The organism is Agrobacterium sp. CG160-95, from assembly GCF_053521725.1.
In genome coordinates, this window is the sequence record NZ_JBNWDU010000001.1 from 38998 (window position 1) to 61539 (window position 22542).

The 22542-nt window shown below is 58.8% G+C and carries 23 protein-coding genes; 7 read left to right on the forward strand and 16 right to left on the reverse strand.

What is annotated here, in order from left to right:
* Window positions 1-113: 113 nt before the first annotated feature.
* The 3 genes from ntrC to dusB are packed head-to-tail and all read right to left on the reverse strand — an operon-like array spanning window position 114 to window position 3693.
* Complete coding sequence (gene ntrC, locus ACQZ63_RS00225; RefSeq protein ID WP_003512914.1) at window positions 114-1565, reverse strand: nitrogen regulation protein NR(I); 1452 nt, start codon at window positions 1563-1565, stop codon at window positions 114-116.
* Window positions 1562-2710, reverse strand: a complete 1149-nt coding sequence (locus tag ACQZ63_RS00230; RefSeq protein WP_113555830.1) for a two-component system sensor histidine kinase NtrB — start codon at window positions 2708-2710, stop codon at window positions 1562-1564. Before ACQZ63_RS00230 ends, ntrC begins: the two co-directional genes overlap by 4 nt.
* Window positions 2707-3693: a tRNA dihydrouridine synthase DusB gene (gene dusB / locus ACQZ63_RS00235; RefSeq protein ID WP_448799106.1), complete on the reverse strand. Its 987-nt coding sequence runs from the start codon at window positions 3691-3693 to the stop codon at window positions 2707-2709. Before dusB ends, ACQZ63_RS00230 begins: the two co-directional genes overlap by 4 nt.
* 305 nt (window positions 3694-3998) lie before the next feature.
* Here dusB and ACQZ63_RS00240 point away from each other — a divergent pair, with 305 nt between their 5' ends.
* On the forward strand, window positions 3999-5186 hold the full coding sequence (locus tag ACQZ63_RS00240; RefSeq protein WP_113555832.1) for a bifunctional 2-C-methyl-D-erythritol 4-phosphate cytidylyltransferase/2-C-methyl-D-erythritol 2,4-cyclodiphosphate synthase: 1188 nt from the start codon (window positions 3999-4001) through the stop codon (window positions 5184-5186).
* On the forward strand, window positions 5183-5692 hold the full coding sequence (locus ACQZ63_RS00245) for a CinA family protein (protein WP_111803679.1): 510 nt from the start codon (window positions 5183-5185) through the stop codon (window positions 5690-5692). The genes ACQZ63_RS00240 and ACQZ63_RS00245 overlap by 4 nt, the downstream gene beginning before the upstream one ends.
* Here ACQZ63_RS00245 and ACQZ63_RS00250 read toward each other — a convergent pair.
* Both ACQZ63_RS00250 and ACQZ63_RS00255 read right to left on the reverse strand, forming a co-directional pair.
* Complete coding sequence (locus tag ACQZ63_RS00250; RefSeq protein ID WP_003512897.1) at window positions 5674-6129, reverse strand: type II toxin-antitoxin system RatA family toxin; 456 nt, start codon at window positions 6127-6129, stop codon at window positions 5674-5676. The two genes, ACQZ63_RS00245 and ACQZ63_RS00250, sit on opposite strands and share 19 nt — an antisense overlap.
* Window positions 6130-6138: 9 nt before the next feature.
* Entirely contained in the window at window positions 6139-6708 is a 570-nt protein-coding gene (locus ACQZ63_RS00255; RefSeq protein ID WP_113555833.1) for a P-loop NTPase family protein, read from the reverse strand.
* Window positions 6709-6956: 248 nt separating this feature from the next.
* Here ACQZ63_RS00255 and ACQZ63_RS00260 point away from each other — a divergent pair, with 248 nt between their 5' ends.
* The 3 genes from ACQZ63_RS00260 to ACQZ63_RS00270 all read left to right on the forward strand — a co-directional run bounded on the left by ACQZ63_RS00260 (window position 6957) and on the right by ACQZ63_RS00270 (window position 9055).
* Window positions 6957-7133 carry a hypothetical protein gene (locus ACQZ63_RS00260; protein ID WP_003512893.1) on the forward strand — a complete coding sequence of 59 codons (177 nt, stop codon included), beginning with the start codon at window positions 6957-6959 and terminating at the stop codon, window positions 7131-7133.
* 114 nt (window positions 7134-7247) lie between these two features.
* A complete protein-coding gene (locus ACQZ63_RS00265) occupies window positions 7248-7982 on the forward strand; it encodes a helix-turn-helix transcriptional regulator (protein WP_041694384.1) in 735 nt (244 codons plus the stop codon).
* Window positions 7983-8077: 95 nt separating this feature from the next.
* Window positions 8078-9055, forward strand: coding sequence for a DMT family transporter (locus ACQZ63_RS00270; RefSeq protein WP_111783093.1), 978 nt, complete (start codon window positions 8078-8080; stop codon window positions 9053-9055).
* 30 nt (window positions 9056-9085) lie between these two features.
* Here the strand turns inward: ACQZ63_RS00270 and lipA are convergent, their stop codons facing one another.
* From lipA to ACQZ63_RS00325, 11 genes are all read right to left on the reverse strand, one after another.
* Window positions 9086-10057, reverse strand: a complete 972-nt coding sequence (gene lipA, locus ACQZ63_RS00275; protein ID WP_003512887.1) for a lipoyl synthase — start codon at window positions 10055-10057, stop codon at window positions 9086-9088.
* Between the two features lie 104 nt (window positions 10058-10161).
* The gene (locus ACQZ63_RS00280; protein WP_003512885.1) at window positions 10162-10410 is read right to left on the reverse strand and encodes a GlsB/YeaQ/YmgE family stress response membrane protein; all 249 of its coding nucleotides are present in this window, start codon (window positions 10408-10410) and stop codon (window positions 10162-10164) included.
* An 81-nt stretch (window positions 10411-10491) separates the two neighbouring features.
* Window positions 10492-11937, reverse strand: coding sequence for a dihydrolipoyl dehydrogenase (gene lpdA / locus ACQZ63_RS00285; RefSeq protein ID WP_013636031.1), 1446 nt, complete (start codon window positions 11935-11937; stop codon window positions 10492-10494).
* A gap of 58 nt (window positions 11938-11995) precedes the next feature.
* Entirely contained in the window at window positions 11996-12640 is a 645-nt protein-coding gene (locus ACQZ63_RS00290) for an SGNH/GDSL hydrolase family protein (RefSeq protein ID WP_113555834.1), read from the reverse strand.
* Window positions 12641-12652: 12 nt separating this feature from the next.
* Complete coding sequence (locus ACQZ63_RS00295; RefSeq protein WP_013636029.1) at window positions 12653-14023, reverse strand: pyruvate dehydrogenase complex dihydrolipoamide acetyltransferase; 1371 nt, start codon at window positions 14021-14023, stop codon at window positions 12653-12655.
* A 14-nt stretch (window positions 14024-14037) separates the two neighbouring features.
* Window positions 14038-15459 (reverse strand): pyruvate dehydrogenase complex E1 component subunit beta, encoded by a 1422-nt coding sequence (locus ACQZ63_RS00300; protein WP_003512876.1) that lies wholly within the window; start codon window positions 15457-15459, stop codon window positions 14038-14040.
* A 17-nt stretch (window positions 15460-15476) separates the two neighbouring features.
* A complete protein-coding gene (gene pdhA, locus ACQZ63_RS00305) occupies window positions 15477-16520 on the reverse strand; it encodes a pyruvate dehydrogenase (acetyl-transferring) E1 component subunit alpha (protein WP_003512874.1) in 1044 nt (347 codons plus the stop codon).
* Between the two features lie 153 nt (window positions 16521-16673).
* The gene (locus ACQZ63_RS00310) at window positions 16674-16991 is read right to left on the reverse strand and encodes an FtsB family cell division protein (RefSeq protein WP_003512872.1); all 318 of its coding nucleotides are present in this window, start codon (window positions 16989-16991) and stop codon (window positions 16674-16676) included.
* Between the two features lie 337 nt (window positions 16992-17328).
* Window positions 17329-18603 carry a phosphopyruvate hydratase gene (gene eno, locus ACQZ63_RS00315; RefSeq protein WP_003512870.1) on the reverse strand — a complete coding sequence of 425 codons (1275 nt, stop codon included), beginning with the start codon at window positions 18601-18603 and terminating at the stop codon, window positions 17329-17331.
* A gap of 147 nt (window positions 18604-18750) precedes the next feature.
* Window positions 18751-19596, reverse strand: a complete 846-nt coding sequence (kdsA, locus tag ACQZ63_RS00320) for a 3-deoxy-8-phosphooctulonate synthase (protein ID WP_019565541.1) — start codon at window positions 19594-19596, stop codon at window positions 18751-18753.
* Window positions 19596-20477: a VOC family protein gene (locus ACQZ63_RS00325; RefSeq protein WP_113555835.1), complete on the reverse strand. Its 882-nt coding sequence runs from the start codon at window positions 20475-20477 to the stop codon at window positions 19596-19598. Before ACQZ63_RS00325 ends, kdsA begins: the two co-directional genes overlap by 1 nt.
* Window positions 20478-20688: 211 nt before the next feature.
* On the opposite strand from ACQZ63_RS00325, the gene lexA reads away from it, so the two are divergent.
* Window positions 20689-21411 carry a transcriptional repressor LexA gene (gene lexA, locus ACQZ63_RS00330; RefSeq protein ID WP_003512859.1) on the forward strand — a complete coding sequence of 241 codons (723 nt, stop codon included), beginning with the start codon at window positions 20689-20691 and terminating at the stop codon, window positions 21409-21411.
* Window positions 21412-21851: 440 nt separating this feature from the next.
* A complete protein-coding gene (locus tag ACQZ63_RS00335) occupies window positions 21852-22535 on the forward strand; it encodes a glutathione S-transferase family protein (protein WP_113555836.1) in 684 nt (227 codons plus the stop codon).
* Window positions 22536-22542: the final 7 nt, after the last annotated feature.

Genomic DNA, 22542 nt, shown 5'->3' on the forward strand with positions numbered 1-22542 from the left:
TCATGAAAATGGGCGAATCCGCCTCGTGCCGGCGAATCTCTCTCCATCCTAGTGTTTTCCAAGCAACACAATGTGGCGAAAATGCAACGACAACCGCGGCCTTGTCAACATTCTCAGCTGGGGCGGGAGCTGCGATACACGGAAACGCCAAGCTCGCGAATCTTCTTGCGCAGCGTATTGCGGTTGAGGCCAAGAAGATCGGCAGCCTTGATCTGGTTACCGCGCGTCGCCGTCAGGGCGGCAAGAATAAGCGGATATTCCAGTTCGCGCAGAACACGGTCGTAGAGACCCGGCGGCGGCAGGCCTTCGCCGAAACTTGCGAAATAATCCCGCATGTTTTCCTCGACCGCCTGCGAAATGGTCAACGAGCCGGTGCGGACCGCCATCTTGTCGAGCGGGCTGTCTGGAACATCCGACTGCAATTCCTGCTCGATGATCTCGCGGGTGATGACTTCCTGCGGATAAAGCGCCATCAGGCGACGGATCAGGTTTTCGAGTTCGCGCACGTTGCCGGGCCAGGCATAGGCCTTCATGACTTCCAGCGCCTCGGTCTCGAAACGCTTTCCTTCCAGCCCCTCCTTCTCACCCGTCTGGATGAAATGGCGCACCAGATCGGGAATATCCTCAGCGCGGTCGCGCAGCGGCGGTAGCCGCAGCGGCACGACGTTCAGGCGGTAATAGAGGTCTTCGCGGAAAAGGCCCTGGTTGATCGACTGCTTCAAGTCCTTGTTGGTGGCGGCGACGATGCGAACATCGGTCCTGATCGGCGTGCGTCCGCCCACCGTCGTATATTCGCCCTGCTGCAATACGCGCAGCAGCCGCGTCTGGGCGTCCATTGGCATATCGCCGATTTCGTCGAGAAACAGCGTGCCGCCCTCGGCCTGTTCGAAACGGCCGGTCGAGCGGTTCTGCGCGCCGGTGAAGGCGCCCTTCTCATGGCCGAACAGTTCCGATTCGATCAGATCACGCGGGATTGCCGCCATGTTGATGGCGACGAAGGGGCCGTTGCGGCGCTTGCCGTAATCATGCAGCGCGCGCGCCACCAGTTCCTTGCCGGTACCGGATTCGCCGGTAATCATCAGCGTCAGATCGGTCTGCATCAGGCGGGCGAGAACCCGGTAGATTTCCTGCATGGCGGCCGAGCGGCCGACGAGCGGCATGCCGTCCTGCATATCGTCGTCCAGTTTGGCGGGCTTGCGCTTCGGCTCCGACAGGGCGCGGCCGATGATGGCAATCAGCTCTGTCAGGTCGAACGGCTTGGGCAGGTAATCGTAAGCGCCCTTTTCCGAGGCCTTGATCGCGGTCATGAAAGTGTTTTGGGCACTCATCACCAGAACCGGCAGGTCGGGGCGGGCCTTCTTGATGCGCGGAAGCAGATCGAAGGCGTTTTCATCGGGCATCACGACATCGGTAACGACCAGATCGCCCTCGCCGGCAGAAACCCAGCGCCAGAGCGTTGCGGCATTGGACGTGATGCGCACATCGTAACCGGCACGGCTGAGCGCCTGATTAAGCACGGTGCGGATCGCGGCATCATCATCGGCGACGAGGATAGTAGCTGTCATCTGTCATTTCCTGTCGAGTTCGGCAAGATGCGGTCGTCCAACGCCACTTCAGGCGAGACGGGCATCAATACGCGGAAAGTCGTGCGATGGTTCTGGCTGTCGCATTCGACAATGCCGCCATGGGCGCCGATCAGTTTGGCGACAAGCGCCAGACCCAGGCCCGAACCATTCGTCTTGGTGGTAATGAAGGGGTCGAAGAGATGGGGCAGGAGATCGGACGGCACTCCCGGCCCATTGTCATGCACGCAAAATTCAAGCGGCAGCGAGATGCGTTCGCGGCTGCCGGCCACGGACATGCGCATGCCGGGACGATATGCCGTCGTCAGCACGATCTCGCCCTCCGACTGATTCCCGACGGCTTCCGCCGCATTTTTCACCAGATTGAGAAAGACCTGCACCAGCTGGTCGCGATTGGCATAGACCGCCGGCAGCGATGGATCATAATTCTCGGAAATCTTGATGTTACGGGCAAAGCCAGCCTTGGCTATGGCCTTCACATGGTCGAGCACCGAATGGATGTTGACCGGCACGCGGTCCACCGGACGCTCGTCGGAAAACACTTCCATGCGGTCAACCAGCGAGACGATACGATCGGTCTCGTCGCAGATCAGCCGCGTCAGCGCACGGTCCTCATCGGCAACCGATGTCTCGAGAAGCTGCGCGGCACCACGAATGCCCGAAAGCGGGTTCTTGATCTCATGCGCCAGCATCGAGGCAAGGCCGGTGACAGAGCGTGCAGCAGCCCGATGGGTCAATTGCCGGTCGATCTTGTCAGCCATCGACCGTTCCTGGAAGACGACGACAACAGACCCCGGCTCGCTGACAACAGGCGCGACATAGAGATCGACGAGCTTGTCCTGTCCAAGCCGGGGGGAGCTCAGATCGACCCGATATTCATTTACCGGCGCGCGGCGTTCCCGCACCTGATCGATCAGCGCAAGCAGCGGACTGCCGAAGGGAATGAAGGTGGAGACGCGGTAGCGGGCGAGATGGGAGGCGCTGGCCCCGAAAAAAGCTTCTGCTTCCCAATTGGCAAAAGCGATGAAACCTTCGGCATCCACCAGAATAACGGGATTCTGCACCGCGTTCAGAACCGCCATGGCGAGCGGGTTCGCATCTGCCGGGCTGTGTTTATCAGCGCTCATGCGGCCTTCCTTGCGGCTTCTTCGCCCGCATTGTCGCAAAGGGCGGAGCGCAGCAGATCAGCCACTTCCCCCGTATCACGCGATGTCATGATTTTAGCCTTGTCGGTGGTGGCGATCTCCGTCGCGAAACGGTCGAGATACCAGCCCAGATGTTTGCGGGCATGCCGAAGACCGGCTTCCCTTCCATAAAATTCGAGCATGATGTCGTAATGTTCGACGGCGATATCGGCAATATCGGCGCGTTGCGGCGCTGCATGTCCGGCCAGTACCGCCGGCAGCCAGGGTTGACCCTGTGCACCGCGACCGACCATAACGGCATCCGCGCCGGAACGGCTGAGGATTTCACGCGCATCTTCGGCGGTCTCGACATCGCCATTGGCGATCAGCGGCACGGAAATCACCTCGCGCACCGCGCGAATGGCATCCCAGTTCGCCCGTCCTTCGTAAAACTGCATGCGGGTGCGGCCGTGAATGGTGATGAGCTGGACGCCAGCGGCTTGAGCGCGGCGAGCAATTTCGGGTGCATTGATGGTGTTTTCATCCCAGCCGAGCCGCATCTTCAGCGTCACGGGCACATCGACCGCGCCGACGGTCGCCTCTATCAACGACAGCGCATGATCAGGATCCCGCATCAAGGCCGAACCGGAGTAACCGCCCGTCACCTTCTTGGCCGGACAACCCATATTGATGTCGATGATGCCAGCGCCATTGTCAGCGGCAATTTTTGCCGCTTCCGCCATAAAATGCGCTTCGCGTCCGGCGAGCTGCACCATATGCGGAACCATCCCGGCATTTTTCAGCCGCGCCCAGGATTCCCCACGATTGGCGACAAGTTCCCGGCTTGCGACCATTTCAGTCACCACAAGGCCCGCGCCGTAACGCCAGGCGAGCTGACGGAAAGGCAAATCTGTCACGCCCGACATAGGCGCCAGCACTGCGCGATTACGGATCGCGACTGAGCCGATGCTGAACGGGACTGACAACTCCGGAAGGGGCAAGTGATGATCTTTCGTGCAGAAGAGTTATATGCATTATTTTTAGACAGTGTTTGCGCAGTTGCCAAGCACTTTTACAGGGTTGCACCTTTTATTTGCGCGTGGCCTGCCTGCCTGTTTTGCTGGCGGCGGCAATTTGTGCAGGTTTGAACAAACGGGATGACCGATCCTGCGGCATGTGGGTGCGGGTGGGCGGCTTATCGGGCTGGCCATTCGGGTTTTGAAACGCTAGAGCAGGACTGTCAACCATTAAGGGTTGCGCACAAAGCATAAGACCAATGCAGGAAAGTACTATGAAACTCGGCATCGTCGTTGTCGCCGCAGGACGCGGAGAAAGAGCCGGCTCCCCCGAGGAAGGGCCGAAACAATATCGCCCGATCGGTGGCAAGGCCGTGATCGAGCATACGTTGTCGACCTTTCTTGCCTGGGCAGACACATCTCCTATCGTGGTCGTTATCCATGCTGACGATGCGGCGCTCCTGTCACCAATCCTTGGACGGCTGAATGCCGGGGAGCGGATCGTCACCGTCACGGGCGGCGCAACCCGGCAGCAATCGGTGCTCGCTGGTCTGGAAGCGCTGGCCGCGCAAGACCTCACACATGTGATGATCCACGATGCCGTGCGGCCTTTCATCGCCGTGGACATGCTGGAACGCATCGTGGCGCTGCACAAGGCGGGCGCTGTCGGCGTTCTGCCTGCCCTGCCCGTCACTGATACGCTGAAGCGTGGCGCAGGCGATTCTGTCGCGGAAACGGTTTCAAGGCAGGGTCTTTATGCGGCGCAGACACCGCAAAGCTTCGGCTATGGCGAAATCCTCGCCGCGCATCGCGCTGCTGCCACATCTGGAAAAGCCGACTTTACCGATGACGCCTCGATCGCCGAATGGGCAAGTCTGCCTGTGACGCTGACCGAAGGCTCGGTCGACAATGTGAAACTCACTCTCAAGCGGGATATCGCCATGGCCGATGAAAAGCTCTCCTACGGACTGCCTGACGTGCGCACCGGCAATGGTTACGACGTGCACCAGCTGGAAGCAGGAGACGGTGTGACACTGTGCGGCGTCTTCATCGAACACGACCAGAAACTCAAAGGCCATTCGGATGCCGATGTGGCGCTGCATGCGCTGACGGATGCCCTGCTCGCCACCTGCGGCGCTGGCGACATAGGCGATCACTTCCCGCCTTCCGATCCGCAATGGAAGGGTGCCGCTTCGCGCATCTTCCTCGAACACGCGGCCAAGGTAGTCCGCGGCAATGGCGGCACGATCATGAATGCCGATGTCTCGCTGATTGCCGAAGCGCCGCGCATCGGACCGCATCGGCAGGCCATGCGTGAGGCGCTTTCCGACATGCTCGGCATCGCGCTGGAGCGCTGCTCGGTCAAGGCGACCACCAACGAGACGATCGGCTTCGTCGGCCGCCGCGAAGGTATTGCTGCGATTGCCACTGCCACTGTGGTCTACAAGGGCAGACCGCTATGAGCCTGTTTCCTGCGGATATAGAAGAACTGGCGCGGCGGATCATTTCTGACTTTACCGCCGGCGGCTTCATGGTCTCGACGGCGGAAAGCTGTACGGGCGGCCTGATTGCTGGTTCGCTAACGGAAATCGCCGGCTCTTCTGCCGTCGTCGATCGCGGCTTCGTCACCTACACGAACCAGGCCAAGATGGACATGCTTGGGGTTGGAACTGAGACGCTGGCGAATTTCGGCGCCGTATCCCGACAGACCGCGCTGCAAATGGCGCACGGCGCGCTATTTCGTTCCCGGGCGGATTTTGCCGTAGCCGTGACCGGCATTGCCGGTCCGGGCGGAGGTTCGGCTGAAAAACCGGTGGGGCTGGTGCATCTGGCCGCCATGGCACGCAGCGGTAAAATCCTGCACCATGAAATGCACTACGGAGAGATCGGGCGCACGGAAATCCGTCTTGCGACCGTCAGGACGGCGCTCGATATGCTGATTACCCTCAATCAGGCTGGGTCCGCGTAGATTTTATCGGCGCGGGTCTCGAAGGCTTCGGCGAACATGCGGAAGGCCCTGTCGAACATCGATCCCATGACCGCACCGAGCAGCCTGTTCTTGAATTCATACTCGATGAAAAAATGAATGGCCGAGCCGCCCTCTGCGGAGGCTTCAAAACGCCAGCGATTGTCGAGATATTTGAACGGGCCGTCGATATATTTCACGTCGATGGCGCGCTCTGCCGGGTTCAGCAGCACCTGCGTGGTGAAGGTCTCGCGAATGGCCTTGTAGCCCACCGTCATATCAGCCACCAGCAGAGTCTTGCCGTCCCGCTCCTTGCGCGAGCGGATGACCAGCGCTTCGCAAAGCGGCAGAAACTGCGGATACTTCTCCACATCGGCGACGAGGTCGTACATGCGGTCGGGCGAGTGTTTTACAAGGCGATGCGTTTCGAACTGTGGCATGAGCGGGAGTTAATCCTCGACAACAAGAAGATCAAGAAGGCGGCGAAGCTGTTTTCGGCTTTTAAGCTGGAATACCGGCACGTTGGGACCATAAAGCGCGAAATTCTGCTCGAAGATCGGAGCGTGTCGGCGTTCGAAATTCCAGATATAGCGCAGGAAATCGAGATCCAGTCTTTCGGGGCAGCCTTCAGCCATTTCAGGACGCGCCTTGCCATACCCCTTGGCAATCCGGGTGATGGCGCCCCAAAGGCAAAGCCAACGCGGCATGCGCACCCAAAGGACGATGTCGGATCTCGGCAGCCGCATGTCGAAAGACGATGGATTGCTGCCGTCCATCAGCCACCGGTCTTTGGTGACGATGGCGGCGATCCTTTGCCGCTGTTCTTGGCGCGGGCGTGCCTGCCAGCCGGGCAACCAGAAAATATCGCGATCCATGGAAATGTATTCAAATCCAAAGCGTCTTACGAGCTTCCGGGAAAGCGTCGATTTTCCGCCTCCGGAGCAACCGACGACCGAAATACGCTGCGCAGATGCGATAATCGCAGCCGCGTCCTCCACGTTTTCAAGATAGTTCGGCATCGAATAAACCTCGTCTTCGCCACCATGCCATTTTTAAATAGCGCGGCTATTATTCCGCGGCGGCATGGCCGCGGCGTCCGATGTTACGGAAATTTAACTATTGCAACCCCCTCGCAGGGATTGCTATTTATTTGCGACTAATATTACACCCATGGGATGCAACGGCGCTGGAACCTCCCATTTTCACCGCGCTTATTCATCCCTGGGTTCACACCCACATAACCCGCTTTGAGCCACTGAGTGAGCCGATGGACGATTTTTCCAACATCATCAACCTTCTCGAATCCGCCAAGCAACTTGCATCGATGAACGAAATGCCTATGCTTGCCTATCTCATCGACGTTGCGAAATGCGAGGCGAGAGAGAACAAGCCGGTTTTGCGCAAGCGCAAACGCGGCGAATCGACCGCCAAGGAAGAATGTTAGACGCCGGTTCGATAAAGCCGGCTGGCCCAATCTTCAAGACGATGTCATAATCAGGACTGAAACCGGCCGCTTTTCGAGGCGGCCGTTTCTTTGCACGATGGAAATGACAATCTCATGATCGCCGCATCCGCCGATATCAGAACCTATACGCAGGAAAGACCGAAGGAACGGCACGGCTTCGTGCAGATCGTTCTTCCGGTCTCGGGATGTCTGCGGATCGATGTAGCAGGGCTACAGGACGAATTGTCCACCGGGCGCGCGGTCTTCATTCATCCCAACACATCGCACACACAGGAAGCGACGACGATCAACCGGTCGCTGGTGGTCGATATCGACGAAACTGCTGTTCCCGAACAGGTGCTGGAGAGATTTGTCCACAAGCCGTTTCTCGATATCGCACGGGATACACGGCAGCTGATCGCTTACATGCGCGGCGTCATCGGATCGGATGGGCCGCGTGAGGATATTGCCAACCTCTGGGCACCGCTCCTGATCGACAGCCTTGCGACTGAAAAGACCGATATCCGCCACCGCCTGCATGCGCTGGGCGAGATCGTCAGAGCGGAGCCATTTTTCCCCTGGACCATCGAGACGCTCGCATCCTGCGCCGCGATCAGCGATAGCCGCCTGCATGCGCTGTTTCTGGAAGAGTTCAACCTCCCTCCTCACCGCTGGCTTGCAGAGCTGCGCATGGACAAGGTCTGCGCATTGCTGCGCCACTCCACATTGCCGATTGCGGAAATTGCCTTGCGGGCCGGCTTCTCCGACCAGACGGCACTGACGCGCGCCATGCGCAACGCGATGGGCAAAACGCCTGCCGCTTATCGCCGGGCCTTCGGCATTCACTGAAAGCACAGCACCTCTTCTCTCAGGAGTTTTTGTCAAGACAGCCGTACGTGGCTGTGGCACATCGCGGGCAATCGTGAATGCGGATGTGACATGACATGAACAAGACAAGCCTCGGTGTTATCTACGGCATGATGGCGGGCGCACTCTGGGGCGCGATCTTTCTCGCCCCGAAACTCGTACCGGATTTTTCCGCCCTGCAACTGTCGACGGCCCGTTACCTGACCTACGGGCTGATTTCGCTCGTCATCATCGGACCGCGCCTGAAACGGGTATCTGCCCATTTCGGTGCGCGCGAATGGATCGCGCTCGGCTGGCTGAGCATGATCGGCAACATCGCCTATTATGTCTTCATATCAACGGCGGTGAAACTGAGCGGCGTTGCCTTCACGTCCATCATCATCGGCTTCCTGCCGGTTGCCGTCACCATCATCGGCACGCGCGATCATGGCGCGGTATCGCTCAAGCGTCTGTGGCCGTCGCTCGCCTTTGGCGCAATCGGCATTATCGGCATATCCTGGCAGTCGCTGACGGAAAGCGATGCGGGGCTGGATGTATCCCGCCTGATCGGGCTGGCCTGTGCGCTTGGCGCGCTCGCCTCATGGACGGCCTTTGCGGTTGGCAATGCCCGCTGGCTGTCACGCCTTCACGATGTCAGCGCCGACGACTGGAACATGATGACGGGTGTGGTGACCGGCGGGCTGGCGCTGGCGCTCGCCATACCGGCCTTTGCTTTCGGCGGGGAAAGCCATAGCTCCAAGGACTGGCTGCATTTTGCGGCCATCGCCGCCGGTCTCGGTTTCACCGCATCCATTCTCGGAAATGCTCTCTGGAACCGCATGAGCCGCCTGCTGCCGCTCACCATGGTTGGGCAGATGATCCTGTTCGAGACGCTCTTTGCGTTGCTCTATGGTTTCCTCTGGGAAGGTCGTGGGCCAACAATCGTCGAAGTCCTGGCGATTTCCTCAGTCGTGCTGAGCGTCATCCTGTGCATGCGCGCGCATCGGCCGGAGAAGGTTGTGGCCGGACTTCAGGTGAAAGCAGCAACGTCATCCTCCGGACAAGCCCAAGGATGACGCGTGAGAGAAATTGCCCGCCCCGCCCACTTACTCCGCAGCGGCCAGAAGCTTCTTCTCGCGGGCTGCGCGCAGGCGTGCAAAATCGTCGCCCGCATGGTGGGAAGAACGCGTCAGCGGGCTGGAGGAGACCATCAGGAAGCCCTTGGTATAGGCGACCGTCTCATAGGACTTGAATTCCTCCGGCGTGACATACGCCTCAACCTTGTGGTGCTTGCGTGTTGGCTGCAGATACTGGCCAATCGTAAGGAAGTCCACGTCAGCACTGCGCAGATCGTCCATCAACTGCAGCACTTCGTTGCGCTCTTCGCCAAGGCCGACCATGATGCCTGATTTGGTGAACATGGTGGGGTCCAGTTCCTTGACGCGCTGCAACAGGCGCACGGAATGGAAATAACGCGCACCGGGGCGAACCGTGAGGTAATTGCCGGGAACGGTTTCCATATTGTGGTTGAAGACATCGGGCTTCGCCGCGACGACACGCTCCAGCGCGCCGGGCTTCTTCAGGAAGTCCGGGGTCAGAATTTCGATGGTGGTGTTGGGAGACGCAGCGCGGATCGCCCAGATCACCTTTTCGAAGTGCTCCGCGCCGCCATCGGCGAGATCGTCGCGGTCGACCGAGGTAATGACGACGTGGCTGAGGCCCATCTGCTTGACGGCCTTGGCGACGTTTTCCGGCTCGTCCATGTCAAGCGCATTGGGCTTGCCGGTCGCGACGTTGCAGAAGGCGCAGGCGCGGGTGCAGATCTCACCCATGATCATGAAGGTCGCGTGTTTCTTGTCCCAGCATTCGCCGATATTTGGACAGCCGGCTTCCTCGCACACCGTCACCAGCTTGTGGCTGCGCACCAGTTCGCGCGTCTCGTGGTAGCCTTTGGATGTCGGCGCCTTGACGCGGATCCATTCCGGCTTGCGCATGACTTCGGTATCGGGCCGATGGGCCTTTTCCGGGTGGCGGATACGCTTTTCTTCGGACGAAGTCCTGTCGAGAATAGTGACCATAAGAAACCTGTTTCTATCGCTTGCCGCGATCATCACATTTATTGACGCGATGCTTTAGAACAATTCCAGAAAAAGCGTAAGCCCCTTCCGGGCACGAAGCCTAGTCAGCGCCGTACCAGCTTAGCCATGAACAACAACAGGCTGGCGCCGATGAAGGACGTTACGAAATAACCGAGCCTGCTGTCCTGCACGAAAACGTCGAAGGTTCTCAGCACCGCAACGGCAACCACCGAACCGACGATGCCGAGAACGATATTCATGAAGATGCCGAAACGCATATCCATGAGTTTGCCGGCGAGCCAGCCGGCAAGACCGCCGATGATGATTGCCGCAATCCAGCCGATATTTTCCATTCCCGCGCTCCCTTATAGAACCAGCGTTGAGACATATGGGACACCCGGCACGGTTAGACAATGCCGGGCATCACGGGGCACTCATGCGTTCAGCACACGTCCGTAGGCGTCGAGCACGCTTTCCTTCATCGACTCGGAAATGGTCGGATGCGGGAAGATCGTGTGCATCAGTTCCTCTTCGGTGGTCTCGAGGTTCATGGCGACCACGAAGCCCTGAATGAGTTCGGTGACTTCCGCACCAACCATGTGCGCGCCGATCAACTCGCCTGTCTTCTTGTCGAAGATGGTCTTGACCATGCCCTGATCTTCACCGAGCGCCACGGCCTTGCCGTTGGCCGCAAAGGAGAAGCGGCCAACGCGAATATCGCGGCCCAGTTCCTTCGCCTTGGCTTCGGTGAGACCAACAGAGGCGACCTGTGGGTTGCAATAGGTGCAGCCGGGTATCTTGAGCTTGTCCATAGGGTGAACATTCGGCAGACCGGCGATCTTTTCAACACAGATCACGGCCTCATGCTCGGCCTTGTGGGCGAGCAGCGGCGGGCCGGCGACATCGCCGATGGCGTAGACGCCAGGCACGTTGGTCTTGCCGTAACCGTCGATGACGATGAAGCCGCGATCGGTCTTCACGCCGACGGCCTCAAGGCCGATGCCTTCGATGTTGGCGACGACGCCGACAGCCGAAATCATCCGGTCAGCGGTGATCTTCTCGGACGAACCGTCCTTCTTCTCGAGCGTCGCAGTAACCGAATTAGCAGCCTTCTCGACCTTGGCAACCTTGGTTTCCAGATGGAACTTGATGCCCTGCTTCTCCAGCTGCTTCTTGGCGAAGGCAGATATCTCCGCATCTTCGACCGGCATCACCTGGCTCATGATTTCAACGACGGTAACGTCGACACCCATGGTGCGGTAGAAGCTGGCGAATTCGATGCCGATGGCGCCGGAACCCATGACGAGCAGGGACTTCGGCAGTTCTTCCGGCTTCATTGCCTCGAAATAGGTCCAGATCAGCTTGCCATCCGGTTCGATGCCTGGAAGCGCGCGCGGGCGGGCGCCTGTGGCGACGATGATGTGCTTGGCGGTATAGGTGCCCTCGCCCAGCGTGTTCTTCGGAACCGGGCCCATCGGTTCGACAGGCTTCTTCTGGGTCTTGGAAACTACGATTTCACCGGGCTTGGTGATCTTGGCCTCGCCCCAGATGATATCGACCTTGTTCTTCTTGAACAGGAAACCGACGCCGTTGTTCATGCGGTGCGCGATGCCGCGCGAACGATCAACGATCGCCTTGACATCAGGCTTGATCGAGCCTTCGAGCGTCAGGCCGTAATCCTTGGCGTGCTGAGCCGTATGCAAGACATCGGCAGTACGCAGCAGCGCCTTGGTAGGAATGCAGCCCCAGTTGGAGCAGATGCCTGCAAGGTGCTCGCGCTCGACCACGGCAACCTTCATGCCGAGCTGGGCTGCGCGAATCGCGGCAATATAACCGCCCGGTCCCGAACCGATGATGATGACGTCATAAGATTGAGCCATAGGTATCCTGCCTTGTCCTATCGGGTCACGGCATGCCGTTCCGAAACGAGAATTGTTGTCAAAGTCCGAGCATCATGCGAACGACGGGCTCCAGCCCGCGCCCGATGGCCCGCGTGTTTTCAGCATCGAGATGAACGCCGTCCACGGGCGTCGTGCGGGCAACTGACCCCGCATCGAAAAATCCGCAATCGAGATCGTCGGCCAAATCCCGGTAGACCGGGGCGAGCATCGCCGATTCATCGATCGCATCGCGAAAGATAGCGCCCATCACGGGGTTGGCCGTTTCGCACAGTTGCGGCGGCGCGACGATCAGAACATCCGGCGCTTCCCAGCCCGGCACCTGCCAGACATGGTTGCGCACCAGTTTGACCAGCCGCTCCACACCCTTCATCGCGACGATGGCCGAGCCATGGATCGACGGTTTCAAGTCGTTGGTGCCGAGCATGATGATGACCAGATCAAGCGGCGCGTGGCTGTGCAGAAGCGTCGGCAAGAGCCTTGCGCCGTTGCGATCGCAATCAGCGGTATGGTCATCATAGGCGGTGGTTCGTCCACCCAGCCCTTCGTGGATCACCTTCACATCAGGCCCGAGCGCCTTTTGCAAGACGCTCGGCCAAAGATCGTCATGGCTGTGCCGGCCACCCGTTTCCGCATCTGATCCCCATGTCAGGGAATCGCCAAAGCAGAGGACCGACTTCACCATCTCACTCTCCGATCAAACCAGCATGCCCATCGGGTTTTCGATGTAGCGCTTGAAGGCACCGATCAGCTCGGCTCCGAGCGCGCCATCGACGCAACGGTGGTCGGTAGAGAGCGTAACCGTCATGACATTGGCGATCTTGATCTCGCCGTTCTTCACGACAGCACGCTGTTCGCCCGCGCCGACTGCCAGAATGGTGGCGTGCGGCGGGTTGATGACGGCGGAGAAGCTCTTGACGCCCATCATGCCCATGTTGGACACGGCCGTCGTGCCGCCCTGATACTCCTCAGGCTTCAGCTTGCGCTCCTTGGCGCGCTTGCCGTAGTCCTTCATCTCGTTGGAGATGGTGGAGAGCGACTTCTCTTCCGCCTTGCGGATGATCGGCGTGATCAGGCCACCCGGAATGGAAACGGCAACGCCGACATCCGAATGCTTGTGCTTGACCATGTTGCTTTCGGTCCAGGAGACGTTGGCATCAGGCACATCGCGTAGCGCGAGAGCCAGCGCCTTGATGACCATGTCGTTGACCGAAAGCTTGTAGGCGGGCTTGCCGTCCTTTTCGGGAGCGGCGGCGTTGAGCTGGGCGCGCAACGCCAGAAGCGTATCCAGTTCGCAATCCACCGAAACGTAGAAATGCGGAACGGTCTGCTTGGATTCGACCAGACGCTTGGCGATGACCTTGCGCATGCCGTCATGCGGCACCAGTTCGTAAGAACCCGGTTCGAACAGCTTGAGAACAGCTTCTTCGGACGGGCCCTTGGCAAGTGCGGCAGCCGGTGCGCCTGCCGATGCTGCGGCGGCAGGAGCTGCCTTCGCACCACCAGAAGCGGCGGCCTTTTCCACGTCTGTCTTGACGATACGGCCATGCGGGCCTGAACCGGACACGGCCGTGAGGTCGAGACCGGCTTCCTTGGCGAGACGACGCGCAAGCGGCGAAGCGAAGATGCGCTCGCCGGACTTTGCAACCGGGGCCGGAGTCGAAGGTGCGGAGGCCTGGTCGGCAGCTGGCTTTTCAGCCTTGGCCGGGACAGCTTCTTCCTTTGGCGCTTCGGCCTTTGCAGCTTCCTGCTTCGGAGCCTCGGCTTTGGCCTGGGACGCGGCAGGAGCAGCATTGCCACCCTTTGCTGCCTCAGCCACATCCTCGCCATCGGCGGCGAGGATAGCGATCAGGGCGTTGACCTTGACCGCTTCCGTGCCTGCGGGAACCACGAGCTTGGCGACCGTGCCCTCATCGACGGCTTCCACTTCCATGGTTGCCTTGTCGGTCTCGATCTCGGCGATCACGTCACCGGGTGCGACCTTGTCGCCTTCCTTGACCAGCCACTTGGCCAGATTACCCTCTTCCATCGTCGGAGAAAGGGCAGGCATGGTGATGTTTATCGGCATCGAAACGCCTCCCCTTACTTGTAGCAGACGGTTTTGACAGCCTGAACGACTTCATCGACGTTCGGCAAAGCCAGCTTTTCGAGGTTTGCCGCGTAAGGCATCGGAACGTCTTTGCCGGCAATCGTCAGGATCGGCGCATCGAGATAGTCGAAAGCGGCACGCATGACCTGGTTGGCGATGAAGTCACCAACCGATGACTGCGGGAAGCCTTCCTCGACGGTGACCAGACGACCGGTCTTCTTGACCGATTCGATGACGGTAGGCAGATCCATCGGACGGATGGTGCGAAGGTCGATCAGTTCGACGTCGATGCCGAGCTTTTCGAGTTCCGCCACCGCCTTGATTGCGTAGGTCATGCCGATGCCGAAGGAAACGATCGTCGCATCCTTGCCCTTGCGGTGAATGCGCGCCTTGCCGATCGGCAGCACGAAATCGTCGAGCTTCGGCACTTCGAAGCTCTGGCCGTAGAGAATTTCGTTCTCAAGGAAGATGACCGGGTTCGGGTCACGGATGGCTGCCTTCAGGAGACCCTTGGCGTCCGCTGCCGTGTAGGGCATGACGACCTTGAGGCCCGGAATATGGCTGTACCATGCGGCGTAACATTGCGAATGCTGAGCGCCAACGCGGGCAGCAGCACCCGAGGGGCCACGGAACACCATCGGCGCACCCATCTGGCCGCCCGACATGTAAAGCGTCTTCGCAGCCGAGTTGACGATCTGGTCGATCGCCTGCATGGCGAAGTTGAAGGTCATGAATTCGACGATGGGCCGCAGGCCCGTCATTGCCGCACCGACGCCGATACCGGCAAAACCGTGCTCGGTGATCGGGGTGTCGATAACGCGGCGTTCGCCGAATTCCTGCAACAGGCCTTGGGTAATCTTGTAAGCGCCCTGATATTCGGCGACTTCCTCACCCATGACGAAGACTTTTTCGTCGGCGCGCATTTCTTCGGCCATGGCGTCGCGCAGCGCTTCACGCACCGTCGTCATCACCATTTCGGTGCCTTCAGGAATATCTGGATCGGCAGCGACTTCGATCTTAGGTGCTGCCGGAACCTTTGCGGCTTCCTTGGCAGCGCTCGGCTCCTCGGATGCTTCGCGGGTCTTGCCGCCTGCGGCATCCGAATCGGAATTTGCAGCTTCAGCCTTCGGCTCTTCCTTCTTGGCAGAAGAAGAAATGTCGGCAGCGCTTTCGCCTTCCTGGATGAGAACGGCGATCGGCGTGTTGACCTTGACGCCTTCGGTGCCGGCGTCGATCAGCAGCTTGCCGATAACACCTTCATCCACAGCTTCCACTTCCATGGTCGCCTTGTCGGTCTCGATCTCGGCAATCACGTCACCGGAAGTGACCTTGTCGCCTTCCTTTTTAAGCCATTTGGAAAGCGTGCCTTCCTCCATGGTCGGGGAAAGGGCGGGCATAAGAATTTCTACTGGCATGGGTTTCCCTTTCCCGATCAGAGCAGAATGTCGGTGTAGAGCTCGGATACATCCGGCTCTGGGTCGTTCTGGGCGAAGTCTGCGCTATCGGCGACGATATCACGGACATCCTTGTCGATGGCCTTCAACTCGTCTTCGCTTGCCCAGCCCTGCTCCAGAAGCCGTGCCTTGACCTGCTCGATCGGGTCATGTTCGGAGCGCATCTTCTGCACTTCGTCTTTCGAACGGTATTTCGCCGGGTCGGACATGGAGTGACCACGGTAACGGTAGGTCAGCATTTCCAGAATGATCGGACCCTTGCCAGAGCGGCAATGTTCCAGCGCCTGATCGGCGGCGGCCTTTACGGCGCGCACATCCATGCCATCCACCTGAATGCCGGGAATGCCGAAGGACTGGCCGCGCAGCGAATAGTTCGACTGGGCGGTGGCGCGGGCGGTCGAGGTGCCCATGGCGTAACGGTTGTTTTCAACGATATAGATGATCGGCAGTTTCCAGAGAGCGGCCATATTGAAGCTCTCGTAGACCTGACCCTGGTTGGCGGCGCCGTCACCGAAATAGGTCACGGAGACATTGTCGTTGCCGCGATATTTATTGGCGAAGGCAAGACCGGTTCCGAGCGAAACCTGCGCACCGACGATGCCGTGGCCGCCGTAGAAATGTTTCTCCTTGGAGAACATGTGCATCGAGCCGCCCTTGCCTTTCGACAGGCCGCCCTTGCGGCCGGTCAACTCAGCCATGACGCCACGCGCGCTCATGCCCAGAGCCAACATATGGCCGTGGTCACGGTAAGCGGTGATGACCTGATCGCCTTCCTTCTGAGACATCTGCATGCCGACAACAACGGCTTCCTGCCCGATGTAGAGGTGACAGAAACCACCGATGAAGCCCATGCCGTAAAGCTGGCCGGCTTTTTCCTCGAAGCGACGGATGAGAAGCATCTCACGATAGGCGTGAAGCTCTTCTTCCTTCGAAAAGTCCGGGCTGTTCTTACCGGTGAATTCGCCTGCAGCCTTTGCCGTTGTCTTTCGGCCGGATACGGACGCGGTTTTTCGCGGCGCCATTCATCCCTCCCTGAGTTGCCGTTTGAATGGATAGATTGGCGCGTACCATATGCAAGAAAATGCCATGCAGCAATGCTTTAAACGCATGGCACATATTCACGCTAAAGTGCTGTGAATAAATCACAAATCATTAATTAACTTGATTTCGGTTAATTAGAAGTAGGTATTCATGATGACAATTTCGTCCGTACGGGACATATTCAACTGATAACGGGAAATCTCGTCAATCATGTCACGTTCGAGAGAACCGTCGCTCAATAATTCGACCTGCCGCTCCAGCGCAACGCGCGCCTGCGTCAGCTTGGCAAGCTCTGCCGTTCTGGCAATACGCTGCCGCTCCAGCCGCTCCGTCGCCTGAAGGCCGAAGTCGCCGTGGATGGAATGATACCCGAAATAGGAAAGAAAAGCGATCGTAATGGCCGGAACGATTAAACGGCCGAATCGTCTCTTTTTATGATGTCTGGTCCACATGCCGGAGAGAAGCCTTAAAACGCATAATGTGAGTCTCGAGACTAATGCGGATTGTTTAACTATCCGTTGACCTTAAAATTCCGCGCGGCTGATAGGCGCAAAAAAGCCCGCCAGAGGCGGGCTAATAATGACGACGATATCAGAGAGAGTTCGTTATGCCGAGCGTGATCCCGCATCAAGCCACAGCGCGTCTTCGCCGTGAAAAGAGTCCTTTCAACCCAGGGACCTGGGCTGACTGAACCCCGGATCAACTCGAGAGTGAGCAGTGCGGATAAACCGCCCATCCCTGAGACTGGCCCGCCAGGCGGCGGGCCATATCGCGAAACCCGAACGCGGATTATCCGCGCAGGATCGAACGGCCGGCGTAAGCAGCCTGTGGGCCCAGCATCTCTTCAATGCGGATAAGCTGGTTGTACTTTGCGAGCCGGTCGGAACGGGCAAGCGAGCCGGTCTTGATCTGACCGCAGTTGGTTGCGACCGCGAGATCGGCGATGGTGGAATCTTCCGTTTCGCCCGAACGGTGCGACATGACGGCGGTGTAACCTGCCTTGTGCGCCGTTTCGACTGCGTCCAGCGTCTCGGAAAGCGAACCGATCTGGTTGACCTTGACGAGGATGGAGTTGGCGACACCCATCTTGATACCGTCGCGAAGGCGGGCGGAGTTGGTGACGAAAAGATCGTCGCCCACCAGCTGGCACTTGTTGCCAATGAGATCGGTCAGCGCCTTCCAGCCATCCCAGTCGTCTTCAGCCATGCCGTCTTCGACGGAGATGATCGGATATTTCGCCACGAGTTCGGCCAGGTATTCGGCCTGCTCGATCGGCGAACGGGTCTTGCCTTCGCCTTCATAAACGTAATTGCCGTTCTTGAAGAATTCGGTCGCCGCACAGTCGAGACCGATGAACATGTCGTCGCCCGGACGGTAGCCAGCCTTTTCGATCGACTTCATGATGAAATCGAGTGCTGCCGGCGCGCTTTCGAGACCCGGTGCAAAACCGCCCTCATCGCCTACATTGGTGTTGTGGCCCTGTGCGGACAGTTCTTTTTTCAGCGTATGGAAGACTTCGGAGCCCATGCGCACGGCTTCGCGAATATTTTCTGCGCCGACCGGCAGGATCATGAATTCCTGGAAGTCGATGGGGTTATCGGCATGCGCGCCGCCGTTGATGATGTTCATCATCGGAACCGGCAGCAGATGCGCGTTCGGGCCGCCGACATAACGGTAAAGCGGCAGGCCGGAGGCTTCAGCGGCAGCCTTCGCAACGGCGAGCGACACGCCGAGGATGGCGTTGGCGCCGATGCGCGACTTGTTCGGCGTGCCGTCGAGCGCGATCATCATCTGGTCGATCTGGATCTGGTTTTCAGCGTCGAAACCGCCAATCGCGTCGAAGATTTCTGTATTGACGGCTTCGACCGCCTTTTCCACGCCCTTGCCGAGATAACGCTTGCCGCCATCGCGCAGCTCAACCGCCTCATGCGCGCCGGTGGAGGCGCCGGAGGGAACGGCGGCACGGCCCATGGAGCCGTCTTCGAGATAAACGTCGACTTCAACGGTCGGATTGCCGCGGCTGTCGAGAATTTCGCGCGCGATGATATCGGTAATGGCAGTCATGGTCTCTCCCTTGGGAATGGAACAGATATTTTCCGTCGCCTGTCTTAGACGATGGCGAAGAAATTACAATGACGGTGGGCAGCGGAAACGGCCCGCCCGCCATTAAAATCGATTGGCACAAAAGTGCCCGCCGTCACGGTCAGCCGATCAGGCTTTCGTAATCGCGTCGAAAGCCAGAAGCTTTTCGAGCAGTTTCGGCATGTCCTTCAGGTGGACCATGTTCGGGCCGTCTGACGGCGCATTGTCCGGATCCTCATGGGTCTCGATGAAGAGACCAGCCACGCCAACCGCAACGGCCGCACGCGCCAACGTCTCGACGAATTCGCGCTGGCCACCTGTGGAGCCGCCCTGCCCGCCCGGTTGCTGCACCGAATGGGTGGCATCGAACACGACAGGTGCGCCGAGCGCTGCCATGATCGGCAAAGAGCGCATGTCGGAAACCAGCGTGTTGTAACCGAAGGACGCGCCGCGCTCGCACAACATCACATTCGGATTGCCGCTCTCATTGAGCTTGGCAAGCACGTTCTTCATGTCCCAGGGCGCCAGAAACTGGCCTTTCTTGACGTTGATGACGCGGCCGGTCTTGGCGGCAGCAACGAGAAGATCGGTCTGGCGGCTTAGGAACGCCGGGATCTGCAGCACGTCCACTACCTCGGAAACGATGGCGCATTGCTCTTCCGTGTGGATGTCGGTCAGAACAGGAAAACCGAATTCCTTTTTGAGATCGGCAAAAACCTGCATCGCGTTATCCAGGCCGATGCCGCGTTTTCCGGAAAGCGAAGTGCGGTTCGCCTTGTCGAAAGAAGACTTGTAGACAAGCCCTATTCCCAGCTTGTCGCAAAGCTCCTTCAGCACGCCAGCGATCATGAAGGCATGTTCGCGGCTTTCCATCTGGCACGGACCGGCAATCAGCGAAAACCGCTCGGTATTCGAGAAGGAAACCTTGCTGGCGCCGTCGCCGGCAGTGACTTTAAGATTGTTCGTAACGCTCATCATTTTTCCTCGAAGGCGAAGGCAACGCCCTGACCGGGTGCCGCGGGCACCACCAGACGGCCGTCCGCTTTTGCGCAGGACACGCCATTAGCAGCAAGCACCGCCTCTGTCACGGCAAGATCGTGTGACGAAAAGACGATGCCCGCGCCGCGCAATCCGCCTTCGTTGCCATCCTGAGCATTCAGGGTCTGCCCGCCGAAAGGCGGTTTTCCGGTCAATCTGATGCTGGCATTGCCGGTCGCGAAAACCATATCACCGCCCGGAGACCATTTGCCTTCACAGGCAAACACTGTCTCGATCAGGCCCGCCACCTTCATATTGCCGCCGGAAAACAGGACGATTTCACTCAGGCCGGTGACACCATTGGCGTGGCGCTCCAGCATGGTGCGATCGCCCGGAAGGGCTTGAAGCCGTTGACAACTGAACAAAAAGAAATCCGCGGCCGCTCCGCTTGCCGCAAAAGCCAGCCGGAACGCCGCCTCGCCTTGCGAGCCATCCGACATCCGAACAGGCCGCGAAAACTCGAAAACATCGCCCGCCGAAAGGCCGGCTGCCCGAAACCGCTCATGGTCAACCAAGGCGTCTTCAGTCCTGGCGACAAGAGCCGAAAAACCCTCCTGCCCGTCCCGTTGCCGGAAGGCCACATCCCTGCCGGTGAACACATCACCCCTCTCTATTGACGCATTATATTTAGCCGGATCAGCAATTGCGAGCGGCTCCAGATAGGTGCCATCGGCGAAAAATACGCAGGCATTTTGGGTGCCGAAAGGATGCAGAGCCTCCGGCGCAACCGTAAAGCCAAGACTGACGAGGCGCTTCACGGCGACGCCTATGACTTCCACGGGCAAAACGAGATGGTCAACGCTATAGGGTTTCGTCATGAAAATGTATCCTGCCGGCCTTCCGCCCGGAGCATGCCGGGACGGTTTCGACCGCACAAAAGCACAATTGCGTGCTATGAGGCAAATCATCACAGCAACAGATGGCACCTTCACGAAATTTTAGGGGATTGCAGAACACATATGGAACATATAGTGTTCGTTCTGTATTTGTTTCGCGACTTCCACTACGATTCTAAAGGGTGTTTTCCTCATGCTCACGCGCAAACAGCAGGAATTGCTTCTCTTCATTCATGAACGAATGAAAGAGTCCGGCGTGCCGCCCTCCTTCGATGAAATGAAGGACGCACTCGATCTTGCTTCGAAATCCGGCATCCACCGCCTGATAACCGCTCTCGAAGAGCGCGGGTTCATTCGTCGGCTACCGAATAGAGCCCGGGCGCTGGAAGTCATCAAGCTGCCCGAGGCTTATACGCCGGGTGCAAGGCCGCAGCGCGGCTTTTCGCCGAGCGTTATCGAAGGCAGCCTTGGCAAGCCCAAGACGCCGGAACCGGCCCCTGCCCCCAAGACGCCGGCCAATGATCTGGGCGGGGCTGTCACCGTGCCGGTCATGGGCCGCATCGCTGCGGGCGTGCCGATTTCCGCCATCCAGAACAACACCCATGATGTGGCCGTGCCAGTAGACATGCTTGGCACGGGCGAACATTACGCTCTTGAGGTCAAGGGTGATTCGATGATCGAGGCCGGCATTTTCGACGGCGACACAGTCATCATCCGCAACGGCAACACCGCCAATCCCGGGGACATCGTTGTGGCTCTGGTGGATGACGAGGAAGCCACGCTGAAGCGCTTCCGCCGCAAGGGAGCCTCCATTGCGCTCGAGGCGGCAAACCCAGCCTATGAGACCCGTATCTTCGGGCCCGACCGGGTGAAAATTCAGGGCAAGCTGGTGGGGCTGATCCGCCGCTACCATTGATCTTATCGAACCGAACGTATTCACTTTACAATAGGCGTCATCGTGAAGATGGCGCCTATAATCGGGTTTGGCTGTTTCCAAACGTGGCGTGCTTTTGCGGGTGCACGAGGATATGCGCCATTCAGCCTATGCGCGTTGCCCTTTCTAAACTGAGTTCCTACTCCATAAAGATGCTTCGGTTTCGCTACAGGCGTGGTGGCGAATGGGCTGTTCGCTATAATTGTCGAAGCGATCCCATCCGCTGTTTTTTAGCGACGTTGTTCTGTCGTGTTGCGCAGTCAGTTTTAGTGGTCACCAAAGGGTGACTTATCGCAAGGCGCGCTCTCAGTGACCCCACATCACCATTCATCAACGGCGTTTATGGGAGCCATGGATAATTTTCGATATTCCGTGAACGCTTGGCAGGTGTAGAAATACGCGTCATATCCGGGAGATACGCCATGTACGATCTTTATATAGCCAACAAGAACTATTCTTCATGGTCGCTGCGGCCGTGGGTATTGATGCGCACGCTCGGTATCGCCTTTGATGAAAAGCTCATTCCGTTCGGCGAAGGCGTCTCCTTCTCCTCCTTTTCGCCGACGGGCAAGGTGCCCTGCCTGGTCGACGAGGGTATGACGGTTTGGGAAACGCTTTCGATCGTCGAATATCTTGCTGAAAGACACCAGAGCGTCTGGGCAAGCGACAAGCATGCGAGGGCATGGTCGCGTTCGGCCGCAAGTGAGATGCATGCCGGCTTTTCCTCGCTGCGCAATCTCTATCCCATGTCGGTGGGCATTCGGGTCAAACCCAGGGGCGGCGATGCCGGACTTAAGGCCGATATAAAGCGGATTGATGCGTTGTGGAGCGAGGGTCTTACAAAATTCGGCGGGCCATATCTTGCCGGTCAAAAGTTCACGGCGGTCGATGCTTTCTTCTGCCCGGTTGCATTCCGTTTCCAGACCTATGGCAGCGCGGATCTTTCGCCAGCAGCGAAAGCCTATTGCGACCGGCTGCTCGCCCTGCCTGCCATGCAAGAATGGTACGAGGCCGGTTTGAAGGAGAGCTGGCGCGACGCTGGTCATGAAGAGGAAGTTGGCGAGATCGGCGAATTGACTGAAGATTTGCGCGCCAAGGCCCGATGATCCATGC

Coding starts and splice junctions, on each gene's coding strand:
- ntrC (WP_003512914.1), bottom strand. CDS start 1,565: ATGACAGCTACTATCCTCGTCGCCGATGATGATGCCGCGATCCGCACC.
- ACQZ63_RS00230 (WP_113555830.1), bottom strand. CDS start 2,710: ATGAGCGCTGATAAACACAGCCCGGCAGATGCGAACCCGCTCGCCATG.
- ACQZ63_RS00240 (WP_113555832.1), top strand. CDS start 3,999: ATGAAACTCGGCATCGTCGTTGTCGCCGCAGGACGCGGAGAAAGAGCC.
- ACQZ63_RS00245 (WP_111803679.1), top strand. CDS start 5,183: ATGAGCCTGTTTCCTGCGGATATAGAAGAACTGGCGCGGCGGATCATT.
- ACQZ63_RS00250 (WP_003512897.1), bottom strand. CDS start 6,129: ATGCCACAGTTCGAAACGCATCGCCTTGTAAAACACTCGCCCGACCGC.
- ACQZ63_RS00255 (WP_113555833.1), bottom strand. CDS start 6,708: ATGCCGAACTATCTTGAAAACGTGGAGGACGCGGCTGCGATTATCGCA.
- ACQZ63_RS00260 (WP_003512893.1), top strand. CDS start 6,957: ATGGACGATTTTTCCAACATCATCAACCTTCTCGAATCCGCCAAGCAA.
- ACQZ63_RS00265 (WP_041694384.1), top strand. CDS start 7,248: ATGATCGCCGCATCCGCCGATATCAGAACCTATACGCAGGAAAGACCG.
- ACQZ63_RS00270 (WP_111783093.1), top strand. CDS start 8,078: ATGAACAAGACAAGCCTCGGTGTTATCTACGGCATGATGGCGGGCGCA.
- lipA (WP_003512887.1), bottom strand. CDS start 10,057: ATGGTCACTATTCTCGACAGGACTTCGTCCGAAGAAAAGCGTATCCGC.
- ACQZ63_RS00280 (WP_003512885.1), bottom strand. CDS start 10,410: ATGGAAAATATCGGCTGGATTGCGGCAATCATCATCGGCGGTCTTGCC.
- lpdA (WP_013636031.1), bottom strand. CDS start 11,937: ATGGCTCAATCTTATGACGTCATCATCATCGGTTCGGGACCGGGCGGT.
- ACQZ63_RS00290 (WP_113555834.1), bottom strand. CDS start 12,640: ATGGTGAAGTCGGTCCTCTGCTTTGGCGATTCCCTGACATGGGGATCA.
- ACQZ63_RS00295 (WP_013636029.1), bottom strand. CDS start 14,023: ATGCCGATAAACATCACCATGCCTGCCCTTTCTCCGACGATGGAAGAG.
- ACQZ63_RS00300 (WP_003512876.1), bottom strand. CDS start 15,459: ATGCCAGTAGAAATTCTTATGCCCGCCCTTTCCCCGACCATGGAGGAA.
- pdhA (WP_003512874.1), bottom strand. CDS start 16,520: ATGGCGCCGCGAAAAACCGCGTCCGTATCCGGCCGAAAGACAACGGCA.
- ACQZ63_RS00310 (WP_003512872.1), bottom strand. CDS start 16,991: ATGTGGACCAGACATCATAAAAAGAGACGATTCGGCCGTTTAATCGTT.
- eno (WP_003512870.1), bottom strand. CDS start 18,603: ATGACTGCCATTACCGATATCATCGCGCGCGAAATTCTCGACAGCCGC.
- kdsA (WP_019565541.1), bottom strand. CDS start 19,596: ATGAGCGTTACGAACAATCTTAAAGTCACTGCCGGCGACGGCGCCAGC.
- ACQZ63_RS00325 (WP_113555835.1), bottom strand. CDS start 20,477: ATGACGAAACCCTATAGCGTTGACCATCTCGTTTTGCCCGTGGAAGTC.
- lexA (WP_003512859.1), top strand. CDS start 20,689: ATGCTCACGCGCAAACAGCAGGAATTGCTTCTCTTCATTCATGAACGA.
- ACQZ63_RS00335 (WP_113555836.1), top strand. CDS start 21,852: ATGTACGATCTTTATATAGCCAACAAGAACTATTCTTCATGGTCGCTG.